Here is a 25,243-nt window from a genome sequence, read left to right on the forward strand (position 1 = left end):
CATTTAATTTAACCAATGTCGAAAAAAAGCATCAGTATATGTATAAACTAAATTTATGACGGGAAAAATTGAGATTTCTTCAATGATCAGAAAGAGAACTTTAGGATTAACCTTCGTTCTAGGTGCAGCAAGTTTAGCGTTCGCACAACAGCAAAAAGTGAATGTTTCAGGAAAAATTGTCGACAAACAGAATCAGGCGGTTCCTTACGCTTCGGTTACCTTTAGCAACAAAGCCAACAAACTCTTCAGCGATGCAACACTAACAGACGAAAAAGGAAGTTATCAATTGGCTTTGACTCCAGGAAATTACGACATCACTGTAGAGGCCATCGATTACAAAAAATCTTCTTTAAACAAACAGATTTCAGCAGGTGGAAGTTTAGGAAATTTTACTGTTGAGCGTGAAGGTTCTATGACCAACACGAAGACCAAAGATATTGAAGGTGTCACGATTGTTGCAACTACAAAACCAGTAAGAGTAGAAATTGATAAGAAAACGTACGACGTAAAAAGTGACTTAACTGCAATCGGCGGAAACCTGCAGGATGTTTTACAAAATGTACCATCAGTTTCCGTTGATCCAGATGGAACGGTTACGATGCGTGGAAGCTCCAACGTGAAATTTTTAGTGAACGGAAAACCTTCCGCACTTCTTGGAATTGATGATGGAGCAAACGCATTGCAGGCAATTCCTGCCGATCAAATCGACAGGATTGAAGTCATCACAAATCCTTCCGCAAAATTCGACGCTTCCGGAACTGCGGGAATTTTAAACATCATCCTCAAGAAAACCACAAAAATGGGTTTCAACGGAAGTGTCACAGGAAATTTGGGACTTCAACCCAGAACCTCGCTTAACACCAATTTAAGCTGGAGAAAAGGAAATCTAACTTGGTTCTTAAACGGCGGCGGCGGTTATAGCGAAAGCAAAGGAAAAAACTGGACCGATACTCAATTTACGAAGCCCGACACGGAAGGAAACATTAGAAAATACCAAATCAGTGAAGGAAAAAACCAGGCAAAAAATTACAACGGAACTGCGGGAATCGTTTATCAAATCAATGACAACACTTCTGTAAATGCATCTGGAACGGTGAGAGGATTTTTGATGGAAAACAATCAACCGGTTGATTACACCTATTACCCTTCAACGGGCGGGTCTTATTTTGGAAACAGAACGTCCAATGGAAATAACAAAAACCTTGGTTTACAGGGTGATTTCGGGTTAGATCATAAGTTTGATGACAAAGGACAGAACATTTCATTGTCCTTAAGTTTGCAGAAAAATGATTCGGACGGCGATTCTTTCATCGAGCAAACTACCAAAAATATTTTTGAACTTTCTGATATCACCACTCAAAAAACAGTGAGTAAATCTACTGTAGGAAAAATTGACTACGAATTACCAATTGGCGAAAACTCCATGTTCAATGCGGGTTATAAACTTGATTACAACAAAAATGATTACGATTTTGGTGTTCAGGAAAAATTAGCCGGTCAAGCAAACTATGTTCCGCTACCACGATATAACAGTACCACGAATTATCAAGAAACGATCAACGCAATTTATGCACAGTTCAAGAGTAAAATCGGGAATTTTGGTTACCAATTGGGTTTGAGAAATGAGCTTTCCGATATTTCTATTAAATACCACAACCTTACAGGAACTGACGATTTAGACAAAAACAAAAAATACAACGGTCTTTTCCCAAGTGTTTTCTTGAGCTATAATTTCTCAAAGGATAATCAATTATTACTAAATTATTCACGTAGAATCGACCGACCGAGATCGTGGTTTTTGGCCCCGTTTATGTCATACAGTGACAACCAAAACCTTTTTAAAGGAAACACCGACTTGAATCCAGCTTATATCGATTCATTTGAGTTTGGTTACAATTTTTCTAAAAAGAAATTCTCCATTAATCCCACTATCTATTACAGAAATGAGCAGGACGATGTAAAAATGACCGTTGCTTATGTGTACGACACCTATGAGAAACGCTATGTTTTTAATACCGTACCTTTAAATTTAGGTTACGACAGAAGATTTGGTTTGGACATTAATTATACTTTTGATCCTTTCTCTTGGTGGAAAATTATGGGCGAAGTCGATTTATACGGATATAAAACTTCCGGAGAGTATGATTATTCGTACCCTGATCCAACCAACGCAGCGAATACTATTTATAAACATATTTCCTACGCTGGAAACGGGATGTCTACAAGATTGAGAATGTCAAACACTTTTAAAATCGACAAAACTTTCAGCGTACAGTTGCAAGGAAACTTCCGTGGAGCACAGGTGGAAGGTGCAAATCATCAGAAAGCAATGTATTTTGCCAATTTAGGTGCTACAAAAACGATTTGGAAAGGTGACGGAACGATCGGCTTGAACGTACAGGATTTATTCAATACAAGAGCGAGACAAGTCTCAGTTGTTACAGATGATTACACTACTGATCGTTATATGAGATGGCAACCAAGGACTTTATCACTCTCTTTAACTTATCGATTTAAGCAAGGCGAAAAAGTGGAAGCACCGAAAAGGAAAAAAGATTTCAACTCCAATGACAGCGGCGGCGATGATCAAGTACCACCAATGTAAAAGTCATCATACAAAAAACCGAATCCCTATCTGATTCGGTTTTTTATTTTTTCCAGGCAAATTTTAATGGGCTCTTTGCTCCAAATATTTCTGCCATTCCCAAGTTGTCCTCAATGCTTCTTCAAGAGAAGTGTCCGCTTTCCAACCGAGTTCTTTTTCAGCTTTGTCTGCGTTTGCATAAGCGATGGTGATGTCTCCTGCTCTTCTGTCGCAGATTTGGTAAGGGACTTCAACGTTGTTTGCGCTTTCAAAAGCGTGAACGACTTCCAAAACAGATGAACCTTTTCCAGTTCCCAAATTATAAATGTCGATGACCGTTTCAGAAGGATCTGCAATGAGTTTTTGTAATGCTTTTACGTGAGCTTTCGCCAAATCCACCACATAAATATAATCTCGTATTGCGGTTCCGTCTTCGGTTGGATAATCATTTCCCCAAATATTAAGTTTTTCACGAATTCCCGCCGCAGTTTGTGTAACATAAGGAACCAAATTATTCGGAATGCCGATTGGGAGTTCGCCCAAAAAAGCCGAAGGATGCGCACCGATTGGATTGAAGTACCTCAACAAAGTAACTTTTTTATGATGAGCCACTGCAAAATCTTTCAAAATTTCCTCTCCCATCTGTTTGGTTTTTCCGTATGAAGATTCGGGAGTTTTCAAAGGTGTATTTTCGTCGATGGGTTGTTGATCGGCTTGTCCGTAAACAGTGCACGAAGAACTGAAAATAAAGTTGGAGATGTTTCTCTGTTTAAATTCCTGCAAAATATTGATCAAAGAAAACAAATTGTTTTCGTAATAATCCACCGGTTTTTCCTGACTTTCGCCAACCGCCTTGAAGGCTGCAAAATTAATACAACCGTCAATTTTATGGGCGTCTAAAAGTTGTACCAGAAGTTCTCTTCGCTTCAAATCAAACGGATAAAAAGTTGGTCTTTTTCCTGCGACTTTTTCAATATTGTCTAAAATAAATTTTTCTGAATTAGATAAATCATCCACGATGATTACCTCAAAATTATTGTTTAAAAGCTCCACAACAGTATGTGATCCAATATAGCCGAGTCCGCCGGTAAGAAGTATGGTCATTGATTTTTGTTTAAGGTTTAAGATTCGAGGTTTGTAGTTTACGAATTCATAAATTCCAAAACCGCATCAGTAATATATTTTAATTGCTCATCATCCAGTTCGGTGTGCATCGGTAGCGAAATTACCTCATTCAAAAGTTTGTCGGTGTTTACAAAATCTTTGGGATCGCTTTCCTGATAGTACGCTTTCTGTTTTCTCAAAGCAACAGGATAATAAATCATAGCGGGAATTTCTTTCTCCGTTAAAAACTGTTGCAGTTCATTACGTTTTCCGTTTAGGATTCTCAAAGTATATTGATGAAATACATGCGTTGAGTTTTCTGCTCTTTTCGGCGTAAGAATTTGTGGATGATTGGCAAAGGCTTCATCGTAAAAGTCTGCCGCTTTTCTTCTTGCTTCATTGTAAGAATCCAAAAGCGGGAGTTTTTTCCTTAAAACGGTCGCCTGAATACTGTCTAAACGGGAATTCACTCCCACCTCATCATGGTAATATCTTTCATACATTCCGTGATTAACGATACCACGGATTTTGTGCGCAAGTTCATCGTCATTAGTAAAAATTGCACCGCCGTCTCCGTAACATCCCAAATTTTTCGAAGGGAAGAAAGAAGTAGTTCCCAAAATCCCCATCGTTCCGGATTTTTTTACGATTCCGTCAGAAAAAGTAAAATCAGCGCCAATTGCCTGTGCATTGTCCTCAATCACATAAAGTTGATGCTCTTTAGCGACTTTTAAAACTGCTTCCATGTTTGCACACTGTCCAAAAAGATGAACAGGAATAATCGCCTTTGTTTTGGGAGTGATTGCGGCTTTCAGTTTGTCGATATCAATGGTAAAGGTGTCATAGTCAACATCCACCAAAACCGATTTTAATTTGAGAAGATGAATTACTTCAACCGTTGCGGCAAAGGTAAAATCTGCTGTGATCACTTCATCGCCTTCCTTCAAATCTAAAGCCATCAAAGCAATTTGAAGGGCATCTGTTCCGTTTGCGCACGGAATCACGTGTTTTACATCAAGGTAATTTTCCAACTCGTTTTGGAAGGATTTCACTTCAGGTCCGTTGATAAAAGCTGCGGAATCCATCACATTTAAAACCGCGTTGTCAACTTCAGATTTTATTTTATAGTATTGACTTTGAAGGTCAACCATCTGTATTTTCTTCATAAAAAATATTTGTTCAAATTTAAGAAAATTAATGCGTTGAAAAAATTTAACACAACTAAAAATACTTCCATTCAAAATTATTAGCGGCATTTAAAATGTTGATCATAACAATTTAAAAACGCAACTAATGCAAATAATCCTTCAAAAGAATGGAATGATGCTAAAATAATTCTAAAAGCTTTATCATTTTTTTATATTTTTGTTGCTCACTAATAAATTTATTTAAATGAAAAAACTGTTATCAATTTTTATTTTGGTGGTCTTTAGTTTTGCGAGTGCTCAAACAGAACTTGTATTCGTCTTCTTTAAGGATAAGCCAAATAAAGCTGCATTTTATGCGAATCCTCTTTCGGAACTTACTCAGAAATCTCTTGACCGAAGAGCAAAATTCGGAATCGCTTTGGATGATAAGGATGCACCAATCGAACCAAGCTACATTCAAAATATCAGAAATCTTGGCTTTACGGTTACGGATTATTCAAAATGGATGAATGGTGTAGCGGTGAATGCCACTGCCGCTCAAATCACTCAACTTCAAGGGCTGAGTTACGTGCAGGCCGTTGAAAGATTTATCAAACATCCAACTGGCGGAAAACCGGCTGCCCAAAAAGTAAACAAATTCGATTTATTTAATAGCACTGTCGGAAAAACCGATTTTAATTACGGAACTGGTCTGGCTCAAATAAACCAAATCAACCTTCGTCCCCTTCATGTAGCTGGCTTCACGGGTACGGGAATCACCATTGCGGTAATTGATACCGGTTTCCCAAGAGTAAATACTGGTTCAGCCTATGCAAGAATCAGAAATAACGGACAAATTAAGGGTGGTTATAATTTTGTAAATAAAAGTACCGACATTTACAATACGGCGCTCAACAACCACGGATCAATGTGTTTAGGGGTGATCGCAGGTTATGTAGATGGTTCGTATGCAGGTTCAGCTCCTGATGCCGATTTTTATCTTTATGCCTCTGAAGATTATGCCAACGAAAAACCTGAAGAAATGATCTACTGGGCAGAAGCAGCCGAAGAAGCTGACCGTAAAGGTGTAGATTTAATTACAACATCTTTAGGTTATTATGATTTTGATGACACGCGATACAACATGCTTTATTCCGACATGAACGGTACGACTTCATTTATAGCGAGATCGGCACAAATTGCAGTTGAAAAAGGAATTTTTGTACTTGCTGCCGCAGGAAATGAAGCTCAAAATGCATGGCATTACATCATCACTCCTGCAGACAATGAAAAAGTTTTCACGATTGGAGCCGTAACCTCAACAGGAGCCAGCTCTTCTTTTTCTTCGTACGGTCCCAATTCTGTTGGTGTTGTAAAACCGGACGGAAGTGCACGCGGAACTTCAACGGCAATGGCGTACAACAACGGAGTTACAACAAGTAGTGGAACCTCATTTGCGACGCCGCTCGCTGCAGGTGGAGTTGCTTGTCTTTTACAGGCTGCACCTAATAAATCAATAGCAGAAATTAGCAATATTTTACGCCAAAAAGCATCTCTATATCCAAATCATACAGATCCAATGGGTTACGGTATCTTGAATTTCGGGAATTCTTATTCCGCAGTTTTAGCAACCAACAATAATTTGAACAGAACGGAACTAAAAATTTTCCCAAATCCTGTGAAAAATATTTTCAACATCAGCACCAGCGAAAATATACTTTCAGTGGAGCTATATAATACTTTAGGCCAAAAAATTCAAACGCTGAAAAGTGAGAAGAATCAAAATATCGATCGCTTAAATTCAGGCGTTTACTTTGTAAAAGTAAAAACCTACAAAAGCGAATATGTAGAAAAAATCGTGAAAGAATAGTTCTACAAAAGATTACAAAAAAACGCAAAGTCATTCATTTGGCTTTGCGTTTTTTTTAATAAATATTTTGCAGAACTGCTTTATTCATCACGCCGAATTCCTGCTCGCATTAATATTCCCAAAAAGCGAACGCATCACCAATTTTTCGTAAGCTTCGCGATTACCTTCCTGTTTTTGGATTTTCATCAAAGCATATTGCTGAATGCTCAAAAGCGGCAACACAATTTTCTCCCTAATTTTTACTGATTTTCTTGAGAGCGGCTCTTCTTCCATCAACATTTTAAATCCTGTCAATTCAAGCATCATTTGTTTTGAGAGTTCATATTCATCATTCAAAATATTCCAAAAAGTTCCAAATTTTTCATTGTTTTTCATGTAGGAAGTCAGCGGAAAATAGGATTTGTTCATACTCATCATGGAATTCAGAACCAAAGTTTTAAAGAAATCCGAACCTTTGTAAAGTGAAATCACCTCATCAAATCTGCCTTCATCTTTCAATTTTTTCAAAGCAAAACCAAACCCGAAAAATCCCGGAACATTCTGCTTCAGCTGCGCCCAAGAACCTACAAAAGGAATTGCTCGCAAATCTTCAAATTTCAATTCGTTTCCTGCACCCCGTTTTGTTGGGCGACTTCCGATATTCGTTCTGCCGTAATATTCGAGTGTGCTCATTTCTTGCAGATACGGGACAAACATCTTATTCGCCTTTAAATCCGAATACTTTTGAAAACTGATTTCCGCCAGTTCTTCGATGAGTTTTCTTTCCTTTTCAGTCAAATCTTTTTTGGAATTTTTAAAGACATCATTTTCGATTCCTGCCGTTAACAATTGCTCGAAATTGTATTTTGCCTGGTCTTTATTCCCGAAAACAGAGGTGATGGTTTGTCCTTGAATCGTTAATTCAATTTTATTGTTTGCAATTGTTTTTCCCTGCGAAGCGTAGAAATCGTGTGTTTTTCCGCCGCCTCTTGCAGGAGGGCCGCCTCTTCCGTCGAAGAAAATAACTTTGATATCGTTTTCTTCCGAAATTTTGGTCAGCTGTTCTTTGGTTTCATAAATTTCCCAGTTGGCTTTCAGATAACCGCCGTCTTTCGTCCCGTCAGAAAAACCAAGCATGATGGTTTGTCCGTTTCCGCGTCGTTCCAAATGTTTTCTGTAAACAGGAAGTTCGTAGAGATTTTTCATCACTTTTTCGGCATTATCCAAACCTTCCATGGTTTCAAAAAGAGGAACAATGTCGATGTTGATTTCATCTTCTTTGTAACCGCACAATCGGAAAAGCCCGAAAACATTCAACACATCCTTAATTTCGTCTGAATTTGAAATAATATAGCGATGCAACCCTCGTTCGCCGTTTTTCTTTTGAATATTTTTTATATTTAAAACATTCTGTAAAGTGTCTTTTGTAATTCCTTCGAATTCCTCGGGACTAACAACAGTTTCAGTTTCCATAAGCCATTTCAGCTTTTCATCGGTTAAAAGGTTTTCTGCAATTTTCCCTGATTTTTTGCTGATAATTTCATCGATGATCTGCTGATGAACTCGGCTGTCTTGTCTAACATCCAAAGTCGCAAAGTGAGTTCCGAAGATTTTCACCCGGTCTCTATAATCATCCAGCAGATTTTTGAAAAGTCCATTGTGTTTCTCCGTTAATATTTTTTCAGCTTCGTTGATTTTACTTAGAATTTGTTCAGTAGAAATACCGATTTCCTCTTTAAAGATAGCATCGTACAGATCGTGACTTAAAGATTCCAAAACTTCGGACACTCCGCGAAAACTCAATCTTCTCCTTAAATTTTTCAAATGGGCATAATAAGATTTCAAAATCGAGGAATGAAGTTCTTGCGCTACTTTTTGCGTGATTTCCGCGGTGACAAAAGGATTTCCGTCACGGTCTCCTCCCGGCCAAAAACCAAGCTGAATCATGTCTTGATGTGGCACAAAATGAGAAGTTCCAAAGGAGTTTTTTAGTTTTTTATACAATTCACCAATCGTGTCGTAATACACATACCGAAGGTAAAAAATAATGCTCATCGCCTCATCGAGCGGAGTTGGTTTTTCTTTGTTAACGAACGGCGTTTTTCCCAATTGCTGCAATAGCATGTCGATTTCCGAAACGGAATCTTTCATAATTGCTGCTCTTAAATCGTGTAGAATTCTTTGAACAGAATTCGGATAAAACTGCGTTGGATGCGCAGTGAAAACCACTTTAATCGCAAAATCCTTCATCTTGTTGCGGGTTGCTTCCAACAAATGTTCCTGCGACGCACGTTCGTGAAGTTGAAGCAAAGTTCCTGCATCGCTTTCCGAATGAAGTTGCTCGAAAGCGGCATCTTCAATGGAATCAAATAAAACCACCTGTCTTTCAATATATTGTATGATTTTAAAGAGAAGTTCCGTTTTTTGTTCTTCGGTTTGAAGTTCGGTATGTTTGGCGAAAAATTCTTCCACGATTTCTTCGGGACTTTTTCCGTTTTCGTAACCGACTTTGCTTTCTTCGTATAAAAACGGGAGCAGCATGCCGATATTCGTCATTTTATCATACGGCAAACTCATGAAGAGCGAGTTGTAAATCTGAAATTTATTTTCAACCAACTGCCGAAATTTTTCTGTTTTTTCTTCGTTTAGCATAGAACAAATTTAGGGTATTTTGTTTCGTAAATGAACGACTCTTCTCTAAAATTACTCAAAAATTCATTAGAAAATTGTACCTTCATTAAATGAAATTTTTACGGTTTGCTTTTGTGTTTCTTTCCATTTTTTGTTTCGGGCAAAATGGATTTCAGATTATTGATGAGAAAAAAACAGTAATACCCTTTCAGCTCATCAACAATTTAATTTTTATAACGTTAAATATCAATGGTGTTGACCTTACTTTTTTGTTGGATTCCGGGGTGAACGAAACCATTCTCTTCAGTCTGGAAAATAAGGAAATTAATTTCAATGATGTTGAGAAAATAAAGTTTTCGGGTTTAGGTGAGACCAAAAATATTGAAGGACTGAAGTCTGAAAACAATATCGTAAAAATCGGCAAAAATTTTAAGGATTTTAACCATACCGTTTTTATCATTTTGGATGAAAGCATTAACTTTTCTTCACACGTCGGAATTCCTGTACATGGTATAATCGGTTATGAGTTTTTTCAAAATCTTCCTGTCGAAATTAATTTTAACTCCAAAAAGATTACTGTTTTTAAAGAAGAAAAGAATTTCACAAAGAAAAGTAAAAAATTTAAGGAGTTTCCCATTAGTATTGAAGGTAACAAACCCTATATTTTGGCAGGTGTTGAAATGACAAACAACAGGGTGGACTCTAAAATGCTTATCGATCTTGGAAACAGTGATGCAGTTTGGCTTTTCCCAAAACTTATAAAAGATTTCGTGTATAACAGACCCAATATTGATGATTACTTGGGACAGGGTTTCAATGGCGATATTTTTGGAAAAAGAAGCCGAATACACCGGCTTTATATTGGAGATTTCACCTTCGAGAAACCATTAACTGCAATGCCCGACGAATACTCCATTCAACATCTGAAGTTGGTTCCAGATAGAAAGGGCTCTATTGGAAGCGATATTCTTAAACGCTTCACCGTCATTTTTAATTACCCTCAGAAAAAAATCTATTTGAAAAAAAACCGAAATTTCAATGATCCTTTCCTGTTTAACAAAAGCGGACTGGAAATCCAACACGACGGAGTAACCTGGGAAAGAGATCTGGTAAAAGTTGAAACAAAAAAGAATACTGAATCATCGGACGAAATTCGAGTTTATGATGCTAGAGAAGGCTTTCAGTATAATTTTATTTTAAAACCAAAATATTCTGTAGCTGGCTGTAGAAAAGATTCACCTTGTTACGTTGCCGGAATTCGCAAGGATGACAAAATTTTGAGCATTAATCAAAGAAAGGTGGGTGATTTTACATTACAAAAAATCAATGACTTATTGAAAGACGAAGATGGAACTACTGTTCATTTCGAAATCGAAAGAGGGGGACAAGTCATGAAATTCTCGTTGGTTTTACAGGATCCTATACCGTATCGGGACACTTATTGATTTTTCGTACGCTTTTAAAACCGATTAGATTCGAAACGACCGTACCTGTAATTTAAAAAAAGCTACCACCCTCTATTGTAAACCGCTCGTGGTTTATGTAAAAAAAATCAAAGTCAAGTTGACTTTGATTTTTTTGAATTAAAAAGAACAGCTTCCAAAGAAGCTGTTCTACAGTATTCTATTTCTTAATTACCTTATTAGTAATTACTTTGCCATTTACGGTAGCTTTCACCAAATAAACTCCAGGCGCCAATCTGGACATGTCAATTTCGGATTTGTTGTCTTTAGGATTGATCATTAATACTTTTTGACCCAAAACATTCATTACCTCAATTGCCTCTACCCTACCTTTGGAGCTGATATTTAAAATTCCGGTAGTTGGATTTGGATAGTAACTAAAGTTATTAAGATTAGCTTCATCAACTGCCAAAACTGCGCAGCTTACTGTTGCTTGCCATCCTGCATAGTTTAAACTACTGTCTGAACGGAATCTTACCGTTAATTTTCCAGAAGGATCAGTGGAAGTAAACGAGTCTCCGACAGAAAGTAAACTTGATGCAACCGATGGTGTACCTCCCGTTCTACCACACTTAACTGCAGCTAAAACAGGCGAAGAAACAGTTGGACCATTGTAAATACTTAAATAATCCCAACAACCCGCAGCAGTTCCGGTACCCGTAGAAGTCTCAATTTCAACTTGAGTAAAGGTAATTTTTACCGCATCTCCTGCATTTTGCGGTTGAATAACAGTAGTAATATCCTCGCTGTTGCCATAATTTGCAGTGGTTCCTCCTGAATCTGTGAAGTTGTCGCCACAAGTTGTCGGTGGAATTGGTGGAGCGGCAGGAAGACTGTCTGCAATGGTAAACATTGTGTACTCTGTAGCAGCAGTATCTCCAACCAATGTAGCTGCGCCTGTGGTTACATTTACTTCATAAATTCCACTATTGTATGTTCCACTTCCACCGAAGGAAGCCATGTACAGTTTATTGTTACTGGTATTAAAATCTGCATCTTGTGCATAAGCAATATCAACTCCAAGTGAGCCAACTAAGGTTGCAGCTCCAGTGGATAGATTAATTGAATTGAATGTATCTGTTCCAACATCCGCGGAATAAGCAAGTCCATTATTATCAATTTCAAGCCAAATCGGTGTATTACTACCTGTAGTACTTCCTACCACTGTAGCCGCGCCCGTCGTCAAGTTTACAGTATAAAGTGTTCCAGCTGTACCACTGGTACTGGTTGCGTACATCGTATTGTTTGCTCTGTTCCAAGAAAGGCCAGTTACAGTATCAGTTGCCGGAACATTTACAAGGGATCCCACCAATCTTACTGATCCATCATTATAAATTTTTACCAAGGTTTTACTTGTGTCGTCTAAACCGTATAAATTTCCATCACCTGCCAAATCATCTGCGAAGATGCTCTTAGTTAAAGGACCCAATACCGTAGGAGTATGCGGAGGCGTTAACGGAATAGTAGAAAAATTCATTGGTGTAGGGTAAGAATTTTTCACAAATGCTTTATTAAGTGGTGGATCAATGGTATCCGCAATAGAAAACATGGTATATTCCTCATTATTAGGTGTAGTACTTCCAACTAAAGTTGTAGCTCCGGTTGTAAGGTTCACTTTATAAATTCCTCCTGTTCCACCACCTGTATAACCGGCCATGTAGAGTTCGTTAGTTTCCTTATTAAAATCTGCATCCTGTGCAAAACTAATATTGATACCCAATGGACCAACTAAAGTAGAAACCCCTGTTGCAAGATCAATCTTATATAAATTGTCTGTCGTGATGTCTGCAGAATAGGCGTTTCCTGCATTGTCAATTTCCAACCAAATAGGAAGCGCTCCTGTAGCCATTCCTGTTACAGTTGCTACTAAAGTTGAAGCACCTGTTGTCATATCGACGGTACATAATTTGTAATCGGTTGTCAACACGTACATCTTGCTGTTACTCGCATTCCATGATAGTCCGGATACGGTTCCCGTTCCAACCGCAGCTCCAAGAGGACCAACAGTGACTAAAGTTCCTGTTGGCGTAACCCTTACCAAATTTTTGGCATCACTGTCAACTGCATATAACTTCCCATTCCCCGCGATTTCATCACAATAAATATTGTTGGTTATTGATGAAATTACCGATACTGTGTGTGGCGGAGTTAGCGGCATTGTACCAAAGCTTTTGGTTGCTTGTCTACCGTCTTTCACATAAGCTTTATTTAAAAGTTTTTCGTTCAGATTGCTCTTTGGAATATTCTGCAACTCATAAATTCTCAACAGACGTAATTCCTGATTTGTAAATTTGTCATCAGGAAATGCCAATGCGGATTCCAATGATTTAATTTTGTCCAAAATTGGTTGTACAGCACTTCTGGGGATTTTGGTTTTCAGTTCCTTTTCAGTAATACCGAAGGGATTTGACTTTTCTTCCTGCTTTTGAATGCGGTAGTTGTGGTAAAGAGCAAGTTCCTCCTTTGACAACTTGTCGAGCGGAACTGCCCCCATTGGATTCTGCTTTCCTAAGACTTCTAGTTTTTCGAAAACAGGTTTAATTTGAGCTTCCGTAATTTTGTTTTGCTGCCCGAAAGCGAAGGCAGACAGTAAGAGTGCGCTAAGAACTCCTACGCTTGAATAGATTTTTTTCATGATTAAAAAAATTGGATTTGTTTTCCAAATTTACTAATAAAATCAATATAATGTTAATAATTTTTAAAAAAAAATGAGAATTCGCTCCCAAACATACATAAGTACTAGAAAATCATTGACGAAAAAATTTAAACATATCACAAATTTGAATTAATTTTATAAAAAAATTACATCGGTATGCAGATCGAAGAAACAGTTCTTGACCAGATCCGCTCAAGACCCAGATTCAAAATAATCACAGAAATTAGGCGTGAAGAATACACTGCATTTCTAAAAAGGTTTCTAACTGAAAAATCGCACGAATTTTCCGGCAACATCAATAATGAAACCGCCGTGATTACCGTGAAAAATAATCAGAATGAATATTGGAAACCCAATCTCTCCTTAAGAACAGAAACTGATGAAGAAAATAAAACGGTGATTCGCGGAGTTTTCGGGCCAAGTTCTGCGGTATGGACTTTCTTCATGTTCCTTTACTTTGTTTTCAGTATTCTGTGGATGGTATTTATCACTGTTTGGTTTGTTGAAAAGCAGATAAAAAGCAATGATTTTCCGTGGTCACTTACCTTATCTTTTGTGATGTTGTCTGCAATGATCGTTACCTACGTTGCTTCGAGAATAGGGCAAAAGAAAGCTGGTAACGAAATGCAAAAACTTCGGCAGTTTGCCGAAGAATCTATCAAAAATTTCGAACAGTAAAACAGTTTAAAGTGTATCTACCTCGATTTAATTGGCATTAAATTTCAGAAGTAGCAAGTTTCCTTTATAAAGTTCCAAAGTATTTCCACTCACTACATACTTATTCACTTCATTCAAAGTGCTGAAAAAATTGGTTTCTACATTCATGTTATCACATGCCATTTTAGTAGAGCCAATGTTTCTTACAGCAAAATTTCCCGCAGTGGCATCCAGGGAAAGCTCACCAAAATAATTGTTGCATCCTCCATTGCCTGTAACTCTGCCACTTTCTATATTGAGTGTCGGGGTTTTACCTTTTACATTGTCCGACAAAATCCATTTGGTATTGGAGATATTTGCTTGCGAACTTCCCACTTTCGAACTGCTCATTGTAGTACAGGAAGCCATCGCAGCGACTGCAAAAACAGAAAGTGAAATATTTTTGATGCTTAAATTTTTCATTCTTAAAATTTTATCGAAACCAAATTTAAGTAATAATATTGAGGTAAATAGTAATTTTAGCATATTTTATAATTTGTCAAAAACAAAAAAGCATTCCAAATTTGAAATGCTTTTTATAAGATATTGATGAGCTTCTACCCTCTCAATTCCGCAGAAAATTCTTTCTGGAAGGATTTGATTAACGAGTTCATCACTTCCGAAATCTCTTTTTCTTCCAAGGTTTTTTCCTCGTTCAGCAATTCGAAACTCATCGCGTAAGATTTTTTTCCTTCCGGAAGATTTTTTCCTTCGTATACATCGAAAAGGTTGATGTTTTTCAAATACTTGGAAGGGTTCTTTTTCGCTGATTTGTATAAATCGTTGTAAGAAATATTCTTGTCAATCAATAAAGCCAAATCTCTTCTGATTTTGTTGAATTTAGGAATATCCACAAATTTCAAATTCTCTTTTGATCGCAAAGACTGACAAGTTTCCAATTCGATTTCCGCATAGAAACAGTCTTGATCCAAATCTGCATCTTTTAGAGACTGTGGCGAAACTTTTCCTAATCTTGCAATAGTTTTTCCTCCTGAAACCAATTCTAAAGCATCGGAAAATCTTGCATCTTCCAAGGATTTTTCTTCGATATTCAAATTCAGTTTATCCAAAAGAATTTTCACATAAGATTTCAAATAATAAAAATCCGTCGCCGATTTCGGTTGAAGCCAATTTTCCGCCACATTTCTTCCCGAAACCAAAATCGCCAATTGCTTTCTTTCCTCGTACTTCCCTTCTCTTTTATGATAAATTTTTCCTAATTCAAAAAACTTGATGTCGGAATTTTTCCTCTTTATGTTGTAATCTGCATTCTCCAAAAGTCCTTCCATCAAAGAAGTTCTCATGAAGGCCAGATCCCCGCTTAACGGATTGAGCAATTTCACGGCATCGGTTTCATCTTTCACCGTCGTCAAAGAATTGTTCATCACTTCATTGAAGCCGTTGCTCTGCAAAGTTCTAGCCCAAGAATTTTCCAACGCATCTTGGTCGTCGAAACTCAATTTTACGGGAGTAAAAGAAATTTTCTGTGGCGAATCGATTTTGTTGTAACCGTAGATTCTCAAAATTTCCTCAATCACATCGATTTCTCTCGTCACATCCGCTCTGTACGCAGGAACAGAGATTTCCAAACCGTTTTGAATTTCATTAAGTACATTTATATCTAAAGATTTCAAAATCTCCTTAATTTTTTCTTTGTGAATTTTCGTTCCCAAAATCTGCTCTACTTTCGAGAATCTTAGAATCACGTAATGGTCTTCAATTTTCTTCGGATAATGCTCCAAAAGTGGTCCAACTAATTTTCCGCCCGAAATTTCCTCCATCATGGAAATCGCGTGAGTAATCGCAGTTCGCACATTATTTGGGTCCACTCCTCTTTCAAAACGGAAAGAAGCGTCGGTATTCAAACCGTGGAATTTCGCCCCTTTTCTCACAGCGATTGGATTGAAGTAAGCACTTTCCAGGAAAATCGTTTTCGTATCGTTTGAAACGCCCGAATTTTGTCCACCGAAAACTCCCGCAATACACATCGGGTTGTTTTCGCCGTCTTTAATCATGATTTCAGAACCGTTCAAGGCTCTTTCAGTTCCGTCTAAAGTTGTGAATTTGGTTCCTTCTTGATTTACGCCGACTTTCACTTTTTTACCTTTGATTTTATCGGCATCAAAAGCGTGAAGCGGTTGTCCAAAACCGTGAAGAATAAAATTCGTGATATCCACAATATTGTTAATCGGGCTCAAACCAATCGATTTCAAACGGTTTTTCAACCAATCGGGAGATTCCGCAACTTTCACATTTTCAATCACTGCACCGATGTATCTCGGGCATAATTCCGAATCCTCAACTTCCAATTGAAAATCGGTTGTTCCTTCAATAGTTAAAGGTTTTGAAACCGCTTTTTCAAACTCCGACTTGATTTGATTGGAAACCAAAAACGCATTCAAATCTCTTGCAACACCGTAATGCGACATCGCATCCGTTCTGTTCGGCGTTAAACCGATTTCGTAAACTTCGTCGTTGGAAAGTTCAAAATATTTGGAGAATTCGTCACCAATTTTGTACGTTTCATCCAAAATCATAATTCCTGCGTGGTCGTCGCTTAAACCCATTTCGTCTTCCGCGCAAATCATTCCCTGCGAAACTTCGCCACGAATTTTGGCTTCTTTAATGTCAAAAGAGTTTCCGTCTTTAGTGTGGATTTTTGTTCCCACAACTGCGACAGGAACAATTTGTCCCGCAGCAACATTGGGTGCTCCGCAAACGATGTTCAAAATTTTTCCGTTTCCAACATCAACAGTGGTTTTCTTGAGTTTATCGGCATTTGGATGCTGTTCGCAAGTCAAGACTTTTCCCACGACAATTCCTTCAAGCGATCCTTTTACGGATTCATATTTTTCGATTCCTTCTACTTCAAGACCGATATCGGTTAAATATTCGCCGATTTTTTCGGTTTTCAAACCGGTTTTGATATAGTCTTTCAGCCAGTTGTTTGAGATTTTCATTCAATTAAATTTGAGATTCGCAGTTTGAGATTTGAAATTATTATCGCAAAAAATCAAACTTTTTATTTAGAATTTTAGTTTGCAAATATCGTGATTTTATCGCTTACATTCAAATCTCTTAGGCACCTAAAGATAGTCCCATAAGAATATAATAATCGAAAACTTAGATATTCTTCTTTACCCATCCGTTTTTTAATCTCTATCATAATCCAACATTTTTTGTAATCTTTTGTCACCCAATTCAACGAGTCCAAATAACAACAATACCGTTCATTTCCTACTTTAATTGAATAAAATCAAAAAAAACAGAAATTTTTTAAACATATTCAAAAAATAACTAACTTTAACCGAAACAATTACAATATAAAACGATGAAGAAAAATTACTTTCTAGGAATCATTAGAAGTTATTTCAATAACTGATGGTTTCAAAGATTATGAAGAAGTTGCAGTCCAGTTAAATCCAAGCAGCATCCAAACAATGGCGCCAAACCCTGCAAACAGTAATGTAACTGTAAACTACATTTTAAACAATGCTAACTCGGCTTATTTGCAGATAATTGGTTACAACGGAACCACTTCCAACAACTACATTTTAGATTTAAATACTACCCAAACTGCAATTAATCTAAGTAATTATCCTTTAGGTTATTATACAGTTGCACTAATTGTCAATGGTCAAATTGCCGATACCAAAACTTTAATCAAACAATAATTTTCAAAATTTCATGTCATGAAAACAATTATATCGATCATCACTCTACTGGTTTCAAATATTTTATTTTCACAATATATAGAAGGTTTAAGTGTTACACAAAACGGAACTAATCAAATCAAAGTACATGTTAAGGCCTACTTTCCAACTTCTGAAAGCAGTTACCTATCTTATGAAACTGCTCTCAATCAAAATGTGATTACTTTAAATCCTTGTTATTACCTGAGTCCTTTTGGAGGTTCAGGTGATGTCACCTATTACAATAATGATTTTTATATAGATGTTCCCAATGGTGCTTCTTATACCTTAAAGGTCAACATGTATATTTCCACAAATAATACAATATGCAACCATAACCGAATTGAAGATACCGTAACCCTTAACTTCACTACCCCAATCCAAGGCACCGTCTCACTCGCAGCCAATGAAAGCGATGTTTCAGAGCAAGACCTCAAACTCTTCCCCATTCCTGCAAAAGACGAGCTCATTATCATCACCAAAAACAGAATAAACAATATAAACGTCCTCGACGCTTCGGGTAGAAAAGTTTCTGCAACATTTCTAAACAATAAAGTAAATACCTCTAATCTCCAGAATGGCATCTACTTTATAGAAATATTTTCAGATAAAGGTCTTGCTCGCAAAAAATTCACCATCAAGAAATAAAGATTTGCTAACAGGCGTTATAAACTGCCTGTTAGCTTTTTTTAATAACAATTTATCATTTACATTCCTAAAACAAAAAAGCCCGACTCAATCGGACTTTTTTGATATATTTTTGGACCATTGACTTCGCCGAACCACTTCGTTAGGTTTCACGATTTGTCCTTACAAACTACATTCCAATCACCGGCATCGAAAGCATCAGGATATTTTCCTCGTCCTCCAACCCGTCAACCGGCTCGATGATTCCTGGTCGGTTCGGTTGAGACATTTTCATCGTGATATCGTCTGCGGAAAGAACGGATAACATTTCCGTCAAAAATTTGGAACTAAAACCGATGTTGATGTCTTCCCCGTTGTAATCGCAAGGAATCTGCATGTCTGCTTTGTTAGCGTATTCGGTGTCTTCTGCGTGAAGGTGAAGAATATTTCCCGACAGTTTGAAACGAACCTGATTCGTCGATTTGTTCGACATAATCGAAGCTCTTCTGATGGAATTCAACAAAAGGTTTCGGTTGATAGTCAAAACGTTCGGGTTCTCTTTTGGAATTACCGCAGAATAATTCGGGTATTTTCCATCGATTAATCTACAAATCCAAATATTGTTTCCGAAAGTGAATTTCGCCATATTTTCGTTGAACTCAATCGTCACTTCGTCGTTGGAACTCGCCAAAATATTTTTGAAAATTGCCAAAGGTTTTTTCGGCATGATGAATTCAATCGGTTCCGCATTGATTAAATCGGTTCTTTTGTAAACCACCAATCGGTGAGAATCCGTAGAAACGAAATTGGCTTCATCCTCTTTAAATTGGAACAAAACTCCTGTCATTACAGGTCTCAAAGAATCATTGCTGGTTGCAAACAAAGTGTTATTCAATGCTTCCGACAAAACTCCGGCAGAAATTTTCACGCTTTGTGCAGCGTCAAATTCGGGAAGCTCAGGATAATCTTCTGCATTGTCGAGAGCGACTGCGAAATTATCCTTCTCGTCTAAAATTTCTAGCAAACTTCCGTTTCCATCGGCTGCATCTTTTACAGATAAAGTCAACGGTTGCTCCCCGTAAGTTTTCACAAAGTCCTGGAAGATTTTTGCAGGAACAGCAAATTTTCCGTTATCGTCGGATTTCACTTCCAATGAGGTGATTAAAGTAGTTTCACCGTCGGAAGCAGTTATTTTAAGGTTATTTTCTTCAAGCTCAAAAAGATAATTTTCAAGAATCGGTCGTGACTGAGAACTGGAAATTACACCGCTCACCGTGTTCAAAGCTTTCTGTAATTCGCCACTTGCAACTATAAACTTCATTGGATAATGTATATTTTTATTTAAGTCAAATCTAATGCGGACATTTCATCCGCAAATTTAATTTTGACAAATATAAGGATTTGACGCAAATTAAGGAAACAAACTTCAACTTTAAAAAACCAAAATCAGGAAAAGTTATCAACATTAATCAGCACCCGGAAAGTTGTAGTTTTTATCATCTGAATCATCAATGGTAAGGTTGAGCGCCAAGTATAAAAAATGTAAATTTTTGTTGCCCGATTTTGCAAATTCCCTTTGCCAAAGATAACCTGAAGCAATCCCAAAATTTTCATCAATTTGATAACCAATTCCACCATAAACACGGTTTCTAGCAAAACTCGGCTTCTCCGTAACGAAGAAAATTTCGTCATAAACGTTGGCGAAAACAGTTCCTGGTTTTACGGATTCTGAATTGAGCGGAACTGAAATATTCAAACGATAGCGAAAACGATAACGGTCGGAATGCAAATCTTTCTGTGGATCATAAAACCAACTCTTTTCTGCACGAAAACGGTTTTCAAACTTGAATTTTCCTGATTTCAAATCAATCACATCTTGCAGCCAAACTCGGAATTCTTCTTTATCCAAACTGTGGCTTTTGTAAGTTACATATCTCCCGATTCCGATGAAAGGTTTGTGGTTTTTGGTCAGATTATAACCGATTCCACCTTTGATTTCATAATAATCGGGATAGGAATAATCTTCAATTCCACGAAGTTGACCTTCACCGTAAAGGAAAAATTTGGGATGAAATTTATAGGTAACCGTTAAAGCATTAAAACTTGAAATGTGCTCGTTTTGCGCTGAAACATTGGAAAATAAAAAAGAAAGGAGAAGAATGAAGAACCATTTTTTCATCCTTCAAAATTAAGGAATTTTTCAATATTACGAAATGGTAATATTTGAAAACCGCCAATTACAGTCCTATTTTATAACTAAAACCTACATGAAACCAACGTTTTGGCATCGGAACTCCAAAAGTTTCTGTATAGTCCGAATTCGTGATGTTGTTGATTAAAATGTAAAGCTGAATGTTTTTGAAATCGTAATTCAGTTTTTCGTCCAAGATTTGATAACTTCCGGTAGAAACTCTTTCATTATATCTGTAAATCAATTGATTAGTAAAATTTTTCAGAAATCGGTTTTCTAATTTTGCGACGAATTGATGTTTCAAATTTTCCATCACATATCTCGATATCAAATCTTTAGGTTCTTTTGCTTTGCTTTCTAAAAAAGTGTAACCCACTGAATAGGATTTTAGGAATGAATTAAAACTTTGCCCGAATTCAACCTCGATTCCTTTTGTATTGATGTTTCCGATGTTTTCAGCTTTCCAGATATCGGTTGGAGATTTCTTCACCCAATCGATGGAGTTTTCAGAATTCCGCATAAATCCGCTCACTTTTCCCAAAAAATTATTCTGCTGAAAGCGGTAACCGATCTCTGCTGAAACTGCGTTTTCCGGCCTCAAATCAGGATTTCCGCTTTCTGTTTTGCTCACGTAATACAAATCCGTGAAAGTTGGAATGCGGTTGACTTTAGCAAGATTTCCGTAGATTTTATGGTTTTCACTAAACTCGAAACCAACATCAATTCCGGGATAGAAAAAATTTCCCTCGTTAGCGAAATTCGACCATGAAATTCCGGGTGAAATGTTCAATTTATTTTCAAGCAAAGAAAAATGATGCTCCAAGAAAACCTGTGTTATAAACCTTTCGCGATGACCGAGGTTGTTGCTCGCCAAAAATTCTTTTCGCAATTCTAAGCCTAATCCGGTTGTTCCCAAAGAAGAATGGTAACTTCCGTTGATTTCTCCACCGATGTTATTTCCAATGTGCATGTTTCGATAAATTTCCGGTTTTTGTCGGTTGAAAAGATACCTATCCTGTCCTCTCCTCCAATAAATGTTTGAATTGAAGTTAAAGTTTTCAAACTTCTTATCCAAAGCCAAACTCACGACGGATGCCTGAGTTTCTTCATACTGTTCTGTTGCCGATGGACTTGCATAAAAACCGTTTGCGCCGAACTTCTTTTCTTGAATTCCCGCCTGAAAACGAAAATTTCCGTTCTCTAACTTGTACTGATTTTGATAAAAAACATTATTGATTTTGTAATCCGTATTGTGACGATAACCGGAAGAAGTTTCAGAATTCGCCTGAAAAAAATGAGAGAATTTTTCATTTCCGAAATTTGCTCCCAAGCCTAAAGAAAATGTTTTATAATCACCTCCTTCCGCAGAAATAATTACAGCTTTTTCGGAAACAGGTTTGGTAACAATATTCACAACTCCCGCATACGCATTTTGCCCGAAACGCCTTGAAGCAGGACCTTTCACGATTTCAATTCTTTCCACAGAAGCCAAATCGAAAGGAACACTCATCGAATTGTGACCAGTTTGTGAATCGTTCATTCTAATTCCGTTCACCAAAATCAAAACCTGCTCAAAACTGCTTCCACGCATCGAAATATCCGCCTGAACACCGTTTCCTCCTCTTTTTCTGATATCAAGTCCTGTAAATTGGGCTAAAATTTCCTCCACACTTTTTGCTGGGGAATTCTCGATTTCTTTTCTGGTGACGACTGTAATGTTTTCGTTTACTTTGTTAAGCGGAAGGTTTAAAAATTTGCCTTGAACAATAACTTCGTTGATTCCTCTCTCTTTTTCCTGAGCATTTAAATTGAGCAACGTTAGGAAACACCAAATCGTTAAGATTTCTTTTTTCATTTTATCAGATTTTCTCATTTTTTTTATCGATACAGCAATCACTTTAATTTTTAAATTATTAGTATCGATAATACTTTTCATTAATTTACGGCGACAAATTAATTAAGAAATCCGCAAAGAAAAAAGTGGTTTTTGAATAAAAAATATTGTACAGTACAACAGCTAAAAAATTTAGTTTTCAAAGGATGTAACAAAATACCTTAATGGCTTGTCTTATCAATAACAAAAATCAAAACCCATTAATGAAAACCCGAATTACAGGTTTAACTGCTCTTTTTCTTTTGAACTTTACTTTTAGTCAACAAGTTGAAAATACCGAAATTTCAAGAAAAACAGTCACCGCTATAAAAGTATCTGAAGCTCCCAAAATTGACGGAATTTTAGATGAAGAAGCGTGGAAAAATGTTCCTTCAGCTTCTGATTTTATTGAAAGAAGACCCAACAACGGAGCAAAAATTCCCGAAAATTTCCGCTCGGAAGTGAAGGTTTTGTACGATGATACCGGAGTTTATTTTGGGGCGACTTTATACGATAATGAACCTTCAAAAATCGCCAAAGAACTTACCGAAAGAGACAATATTGAAACCGATGATATTTTCGGAGTTACGATTAATGGTTATAACGACCATCAACAAAGTTTGGAATTTCTCGTTTTACCGAGCGGTGTTCAATTCGATGCAAAACTCACCACTTCAATGGGAGAAGACGGAAGTTGGAACGGAGTGTGGTATTCTGCGGCAAAAATCACGGATTTTGGTTGGGTGGTTGAAATGAAGATTCCTTATTCCGAACTTCGTTTCCCGAAGAAAAATGTTCAGGAATGGGGAATTAATTTCTTAAGGCTGGTTCACCGAACAAGCGCGATGTACGACTGGAATTTCGTCAATAACAAAACAGGTTCTTACATGCTTTACGACGGAGTTTTGCAGGGAATTGAAAATATCAATCCACCAATTCGGCTTTCGTTTCTCCCCTATTTTTCGACTTATTTAAATAATTTTGAAGGAAAAACAGAAGTGAATGTAAATGGTGGAATGGACTTAAAATACGGAATTAACGACGCCTTTACTTTAGACCTTACGCTGATTCCTGATTTTGGGCAGACCTCTTTTGACAAATCGGTTTTGAATCTTTCTCCTTTTGAAGTTCAGTTTCAGGAACAACGTCCGTTTTTCACTGAAGGAACCGAGCTTTTTAGTAAAGGAGAACTATTTTATTCAAGAAGAATTGGTGGAAATCCGTCAAAAGAAGCGGAACTTTACAATGATGAAGAATTCGTAAAAAATCCTGATAAAGTAAAATTATTTAATGCCTTAAAAATTTCAGGAAGAACCAACAAAGGTTTGGGAATCGGCTTTTTCAATGCGGTTACGGAAAAAACAACTGCTGAAATTCGGAATCTCAATACCGGCGAAATTCGAAAAGAAGTTACCGAACCATGGGCGAATTACAATGTGATGGTTTTGGACCAAAGATTTCAGGGAAATTCTTCGGTAACGCTCGTGAATACGAATGTGACGCGTGATGGGAATTTCAGGGATTCGAATGTGACGGGTTTTCTTTGGGACATTAAAAATAAAGATAACAGCTACAATTATTACGGAACGGTTAAAGGAAGTTTTGTGATGAACGATGGGACAAAATTTGGAAATGCGGCAAAAGCAGGTTTCGGCAAAATTTCCGGCGTTCATCGATATGATTTTAATGGATTTTATAGAACTAAAAATTACGACATCAACGATTTGGGATATCTGGACAAAACCAATTTCTATACTTTAAACGGAAACTATTCTTATCGATATTTAAAACCAAAAGGAAATCTGAACAATTTGAATTATAATTTGAATGTTTCCACAAGCAGAAGATTAGACCACGATTTGTTTACCAACTTCAATATCCATCAGGAAATTGTTTTGACCAATAAAGAATTTTTCACATTTGGAGGCGGGATTTTAACCACTCCATTTGGAGAAAACGACATTTACGAACCTCGAACTGCAGGACGATTTTTAAAAATTCCCGAAATGATTGACGGCTGGATTTTCATCAATACCGACAACCGAAAAAAATTACGCATCAACACTTATGTGGATTATTACACCTATAACGAAAAAGGAAGATATTGGCTGCGTTACGAGTTTAATCCCAGTTACAAATTTTCAGACAAATTGAGACTTTATTATGGTTTTGGGGGAGACTATCTGAATAACGACAAAGGATTTGCAGGAAAAGAGGGAAGTGAAATTTTCATCGGAAACCGAAACCGTTTCACGATCAGCAACGAGCTCACTTCACAATACACCATCAACAATAAAATGGCGGTGAATCTGTCTTTCCGCCATTATTATTCAGATGTTACCTATAAAAATTTCTACACTTTAAATCAAGACGGAACTTACACCGACACCAATCTTTTCACCAAAAACAAAAACGGAACCTTCAATTCCTGGAACGTCGATTTGCGTTACTCGTGGTGGTTTGCTCCGGGAAGTCAGCTGACTTTGCTTTATAGAAATGCCGTTGGAAATTATTTGGAAACCTCTCGACTTGGGTTTAAAGATAATTTCAACCGATTATTTGACGAACCGATGGTGAATAACATTTCGCTGAAACTGACGTATTATATTGATTACAATTGGGCGAAGAGTTGGTTAAACTAAGGTCAATTTGCTTCGCAGTCAATTCGACTTCGTCGGTGAATGGTCAATTTTTAATAGCGAATAAGTTTTTATAGAAAATTTCAAATTCACTGTGAAGCAAATTCACAT

16 protein-coding genes are annotated in these 25,243 nt (G+C 37.1%); 7 read left to right on the forward strand and 9 right to left on the reverse strand.

Features of this window, described 5'->3' with window-relative positions; all coding sequences use genetic code 11:
* Window positions 1-55 precede the first annotated feature (55 nt).
* Complete coding sequence (locus tag J4771_RS03960) at window positions 56-2,605, forward strand: TonB-dependent receptor domain-containing protein (RefSeq protein ID WP_224136630.1); 2,550 nt, start codon at window positions 56-58, stop codon at window positions 2,603-2,605.
* Window positions 2,606-2,668: 63 nt separating this feature from the next.
* Here the strand turns inward: J4771_RS03960 and galE are convergent, their stop codons facing one another.
* Both galE and J4771_RS03970 read right to left on the reverse strand, forming a co-directional pair.
* A complete protein-coding gene (gene galE / locus J4771_RS03965; RefSeq protein WP_224136632.1) occupies window positions 2,669-3,688 on the reverse strand; it encodes a UDP-glucose 4-epimerase GalE in 1,020 nt (339 codons plus the stop codon).
* Window positions 3,689-3,726: 38 nt separating this feature from the next.
* Window positions 3,727-4,854 (reverse strand): DegT/DnrJ/EryC1/StrS family aminotransferase, encoded by a 1,128-nt coding sequence (locus J4771_RS03970; RefSeq protein WP_224136641.1) that lies wholly within the window; start codon window positions 4,852-4,854, stop codon window positions 3,727-3,729.
* 226 nt (window positions 4,855-5,080) lie between these two features.
* Between J4771_RS03970 and J4771_RS03975 the strand changes: the two genes are divergently transcribed.
* Entirely contained in the window at window positions 5,081-6,685 is a 1,605-nt protein-coding gene (locus tag J4771_RS03975) for a S8/S53 family peptidase (RefSeq protein WP_224136644.1), read from the forward strand.
* A gap of 87 nt (window positions 6,686-6,772) precedes the next feature.
* Here J4771_RS03975 and J4771_RS03980 read toward each other — a convergent pair whose 3' ends face one another.
* Window positions 6,773-9,316, reverse strand: a complete 2,544-nt coding sequence (locus tag J4771_RS03980) for a phosphoenolpyruvate carboxylase (RefSeq protein WP_224136646.1) — start codon at window positions 9,314-9,316, stop codon at window positions 6,773-6,775.
* Window positions 9,317-9,405: 89 nt separating this feature from the next.
* Here J4771_RS03980 and J4771_RS03985 point away from each other — a divergent pair, with 89 nt between their 5' ends.
* Entirely contained in the window at window positions 9,406-10,740 is a 1,335-nt protein-coding gene (locus tag J4771_RS03985; RefSeq protein WP_224136648.1) for a PDZ domain-containing protein, read from the forward strand.
* Between the two features lie 178 nt (window positions 10,741-10,918).
* Here the strand turns inward: J4771_RS03985 and J4771_RS03990 are convergent, their stop codons facing one another.
* Window positions 10,919-13,393, reverse strand: a complete 2,475-nt coding sequence (locus tag J4771_RS03990) for a T9SS type A sorting domain-containing protein (protein WP_224136660.1) — start codon at window positions 13,391-13,393, stop codon at window positions 10,919-10,921.
* A 177-nt stretch (window positions 13,394-13,570) separates the two neighbouring features.
* Between J4771_RS03990 and J4771_RS03995 the strand changes: the two genes are divergently transcribed.
* Window positions 13,571-14,092 carry a hypothetical protein gene (locus tag J4771_RS03995; RefSeq protein ID WP_224136663.1) on the forward strand — a complete coding sequence of 174 codons (522 nt, stop codon included), beginning with the start codon at window positions 13,571-13,573 and terminating at the stop codon, window positions 14,090-14,092.
* A gap of 27 nt (window positions 14,093-14,119) precedes the next feature.
* On the opposite strand, the gene J4771_RS04000 is transcribed toward J4771_RS03995, so the two are convergent.
* Complete coding sequence (locus J4771_RS04000; RefSeq protein WP_224136666.1) at window positions 14,120-14,533, reverse strand: META domain-containing protein; 414 nt, start codon at window positions 14,531-14,533, stop codon at window positions 14,120-14,122.
* A 134-nt stretch (window positions 14,534-14,667) separates the two neighbouring features.
* On the reverse strand, window positions 14,668-17,070 hold the full coding sequence (pheT, locus tag J4771_RS04005; RefSeq protein ID WP_224136668.1) for a phenylalanine--tRNA ligase subunit beta: 2,403 nt from the start codon (window positions 17,068-17,070) through the stop codon (window positions 14,668-14,670).
* Between the two features lie 480 nt (window positions 17,071-17,550).
* Between pheT and J4771_RS04010 the strand changes: the two genes are divergently transcribed.
* Window positions 17,551-17,784, forward strand: a complete 234-nt coding sequence (locus J4771_RS04010; protein WP_224136670.1) for a T9SS type A sorting domain-containing protein — start codon at window positions 17,551-17,553, stop codon at window positions 17,782-17,784.
* Between the two features lie 18 nt (window positions 17,785-17,802).
* Window positions 17,803-18,450, forward strand: a complete 648-nt coding sequence (locus tag J4771_RS04015; protein WP_224136672.1) for a T9SS type A sorting domain-containing protein — start codon at window positions 17,803-17,805, stop codon at window positions 18,448-18,450.
* Window positions 18,451-18,619: 169 nt separating this feature from the next.
* Here J4771_RS04015 and dnaN read toward each other — a convergent pair whose 3' ends face one another.
* The 3 genes from dnaN to J4771_RS04030 all read right to left on the reverse strand — a co-directional run bounded on the left by dnaN (window position 18,620) and on the right by J4771_RS04030 (window position 22,475).
* Entirely contained in the window at window positions 18,620-19,750 is a 1,131-nt protein-coding gene (gene dnaN / locus J4771_RS04020) for a DNA polymerase III subunit beta (protein WP_224136673.1), read from the reverse strand.
* 144 nt (window positions 19,751-19,894) lie between these two features.
* The gene (locus J4771_RS04025) at window positions 19,895-20,608 is read right to left on the reverse strand and encodes a DUF2490 domain-containing protein (protein WP_224136675.1); all 714 of its coding nucleotides are present in this window, start codon (window positions 20,606-20,608) and stop codon (window positions 19,895-19,897) included.
* A 58-nt stretch (window positions 20,609-20,666) separates the two neighbouring features.
* The gene (locus tag J4771_RS04030; protein WP_224136677.1) at window positions 20,667-22,475 is read right to left on the reverse strand and encodes a TonB-dependent receptor; all 1,809 of its coding nucleotides are present in this window, start codon (window positions 22,473-22,475) and stop codon (window positions 20,667-20,669) included.
* A 242-nt stretch (window positions 22,476-22,717) separates the two neighbouring features.
* Between J4771_RS04030 and J4771_RS04035 the strand changes: the two genes are divergently transcribed.
* Window positions 22,718-25,135 carry a DUF5916 domain-containing protein gene (locus J4771_RS04035; RefSeq protein WP_224136679.1) on the forward strand — a complete coding sequence of 806 codons (2,418 nt, stop codon included), beginning with the start codon at window positions 22,718-22,720 and terminating at the stop codon, window positions 25,133-25,135.
* The last annotated feature ends 108 nt before the right edge of the window (window positions 25,136-25,243 follow it).

The sequence above is a fragment of the Candidatus Kaistella beijingensis genome, from assembly GCF_020084865.1.
Classification (GTDB): domain Bacteria; phylum Bacteroidota; class Bacteroidia; order Flavobacteriales; family Weeksellaceae; genus Kaistella; species Kaistella beijingensis.

What these genes read in the sequence shown, in the direction of transcription:
- J4771_RS03960 (WP_224136630.1), top strand. Translation starts at nt 56, where the DNA reads ATGACGGGAAAAATTGAGATTTCTTCAATGATCAGAAAGAGAACTTTA.
- galE (WP_224136632.1), bottom strand. Translation starts at nt 3,688, where the DNA reads ATGACCATACTTCTTACCGGCGGACTCGGCTATATTGGATCACATACT.
- J4771_RS03970 (WP_224136641.1), bottom strand. Translation starts at nt 4,854, where the DNA reads ATGAAGAAAATACAGATGGTTGACCTTCAAAGTCAATACTATAAAATA.
- J4771_RS03975 (WP_224136644.1), top strand. Translation starts at nt 5,081, where the DNA reads ATGAAAAAACTGTTATCAATTTTTATTTTGGTGGTCTTTAGTTTTGCG.
- J4771_RS03980 (WP_224136646.1), bottom strand. Translation starts at nt 9,316, where the DNA reads ATGCTAAACGAAGAAAAAACAGAAAAATTTCGGCAGTTGGTTGAAAAT.
- J4771_RS03985 (WP_224136648.1), top strand. Translation starts at nt 9,406, where the DNA reads ATGAAATTTTTACGGTTTGCTTTTGTGTTTCTTTCCATTTTTTGTTTC.
- J4771_RS03990 (WP_224136660.1), bottom strand. Translation starts at nt 13,393, where the DNA reads ATGAAAAAAATCTATTCAAGCGTAGGAGTTCTTAGCGCACTCTTACTG.
- J4771_RS03995 (WP_224136663.1), top strand. Translation starts at nt 13,571, where the DNA reads ATGCAGATCGAAGAAACAGTTCTTGACCAGATCCGCTCAAGACCCAGA.
- J4771_RS04000 (WP_224136666.1), bottom strand. Translation starts at nt 14,533, where the DNA reads ATGAAAAATTTAAGCATCAAAAATATTTCACTTTCTGTTTTTGCAGTC.
- pheT (WP_224136668.1), bottom strand. Translation starts at nt 17,070, where the DNA reads ATGAAAATCTCAAACAACTGGCTGAAAGACTATATCAAAACCGGTTTG.
- J4771_RS04010 (WP_224136670.1), top strand. Translation starts at nt 17,551, where the DNA reads ATGGCGCCAAACCCTGCAAACAGTAATGTAACTGTAAACTACATTTTA.
- J4771_RS04015 (WP_224136672.1), top strand. Translation starts at nt 17,803, where the DNA reads ATGAAAACAATTATATCGATCATCACTCTACTGGTTTCAAATATTTTA.
- dnaN (WP_224136673.1), bottom strand. Translation starts at nt 19,750, where the DNA reads ATGAAGTTTATAGTTGCAAGTGGCGAATTACAGAAAGCTTTGAACACG.
- J4771_RS04025 (WP_224136675.1), bottom strand. Translation starts at nt 20,608, where the DNA reads ATGAAAAAATGGTTCTTCATTCTTCTCCTTTCTTTTTTATTTTCCAAT.
- J4771_RS04030 (WP_224136677.1), bottom strand. Translation starts at nt 22,475, where the DNA reads ATGAAAAAAGAAATCTTAACGATTTGGTGTTTCCTAACGTTGCTCAAT.
- J4771_RS04035 (WP_224136679.1), top strand. Translation starts at nt 22,718, where the DNA reads ATGAAAACCCGAATTACAGGTTTAACTGCTCTTTTTCTTTTGAACTTT.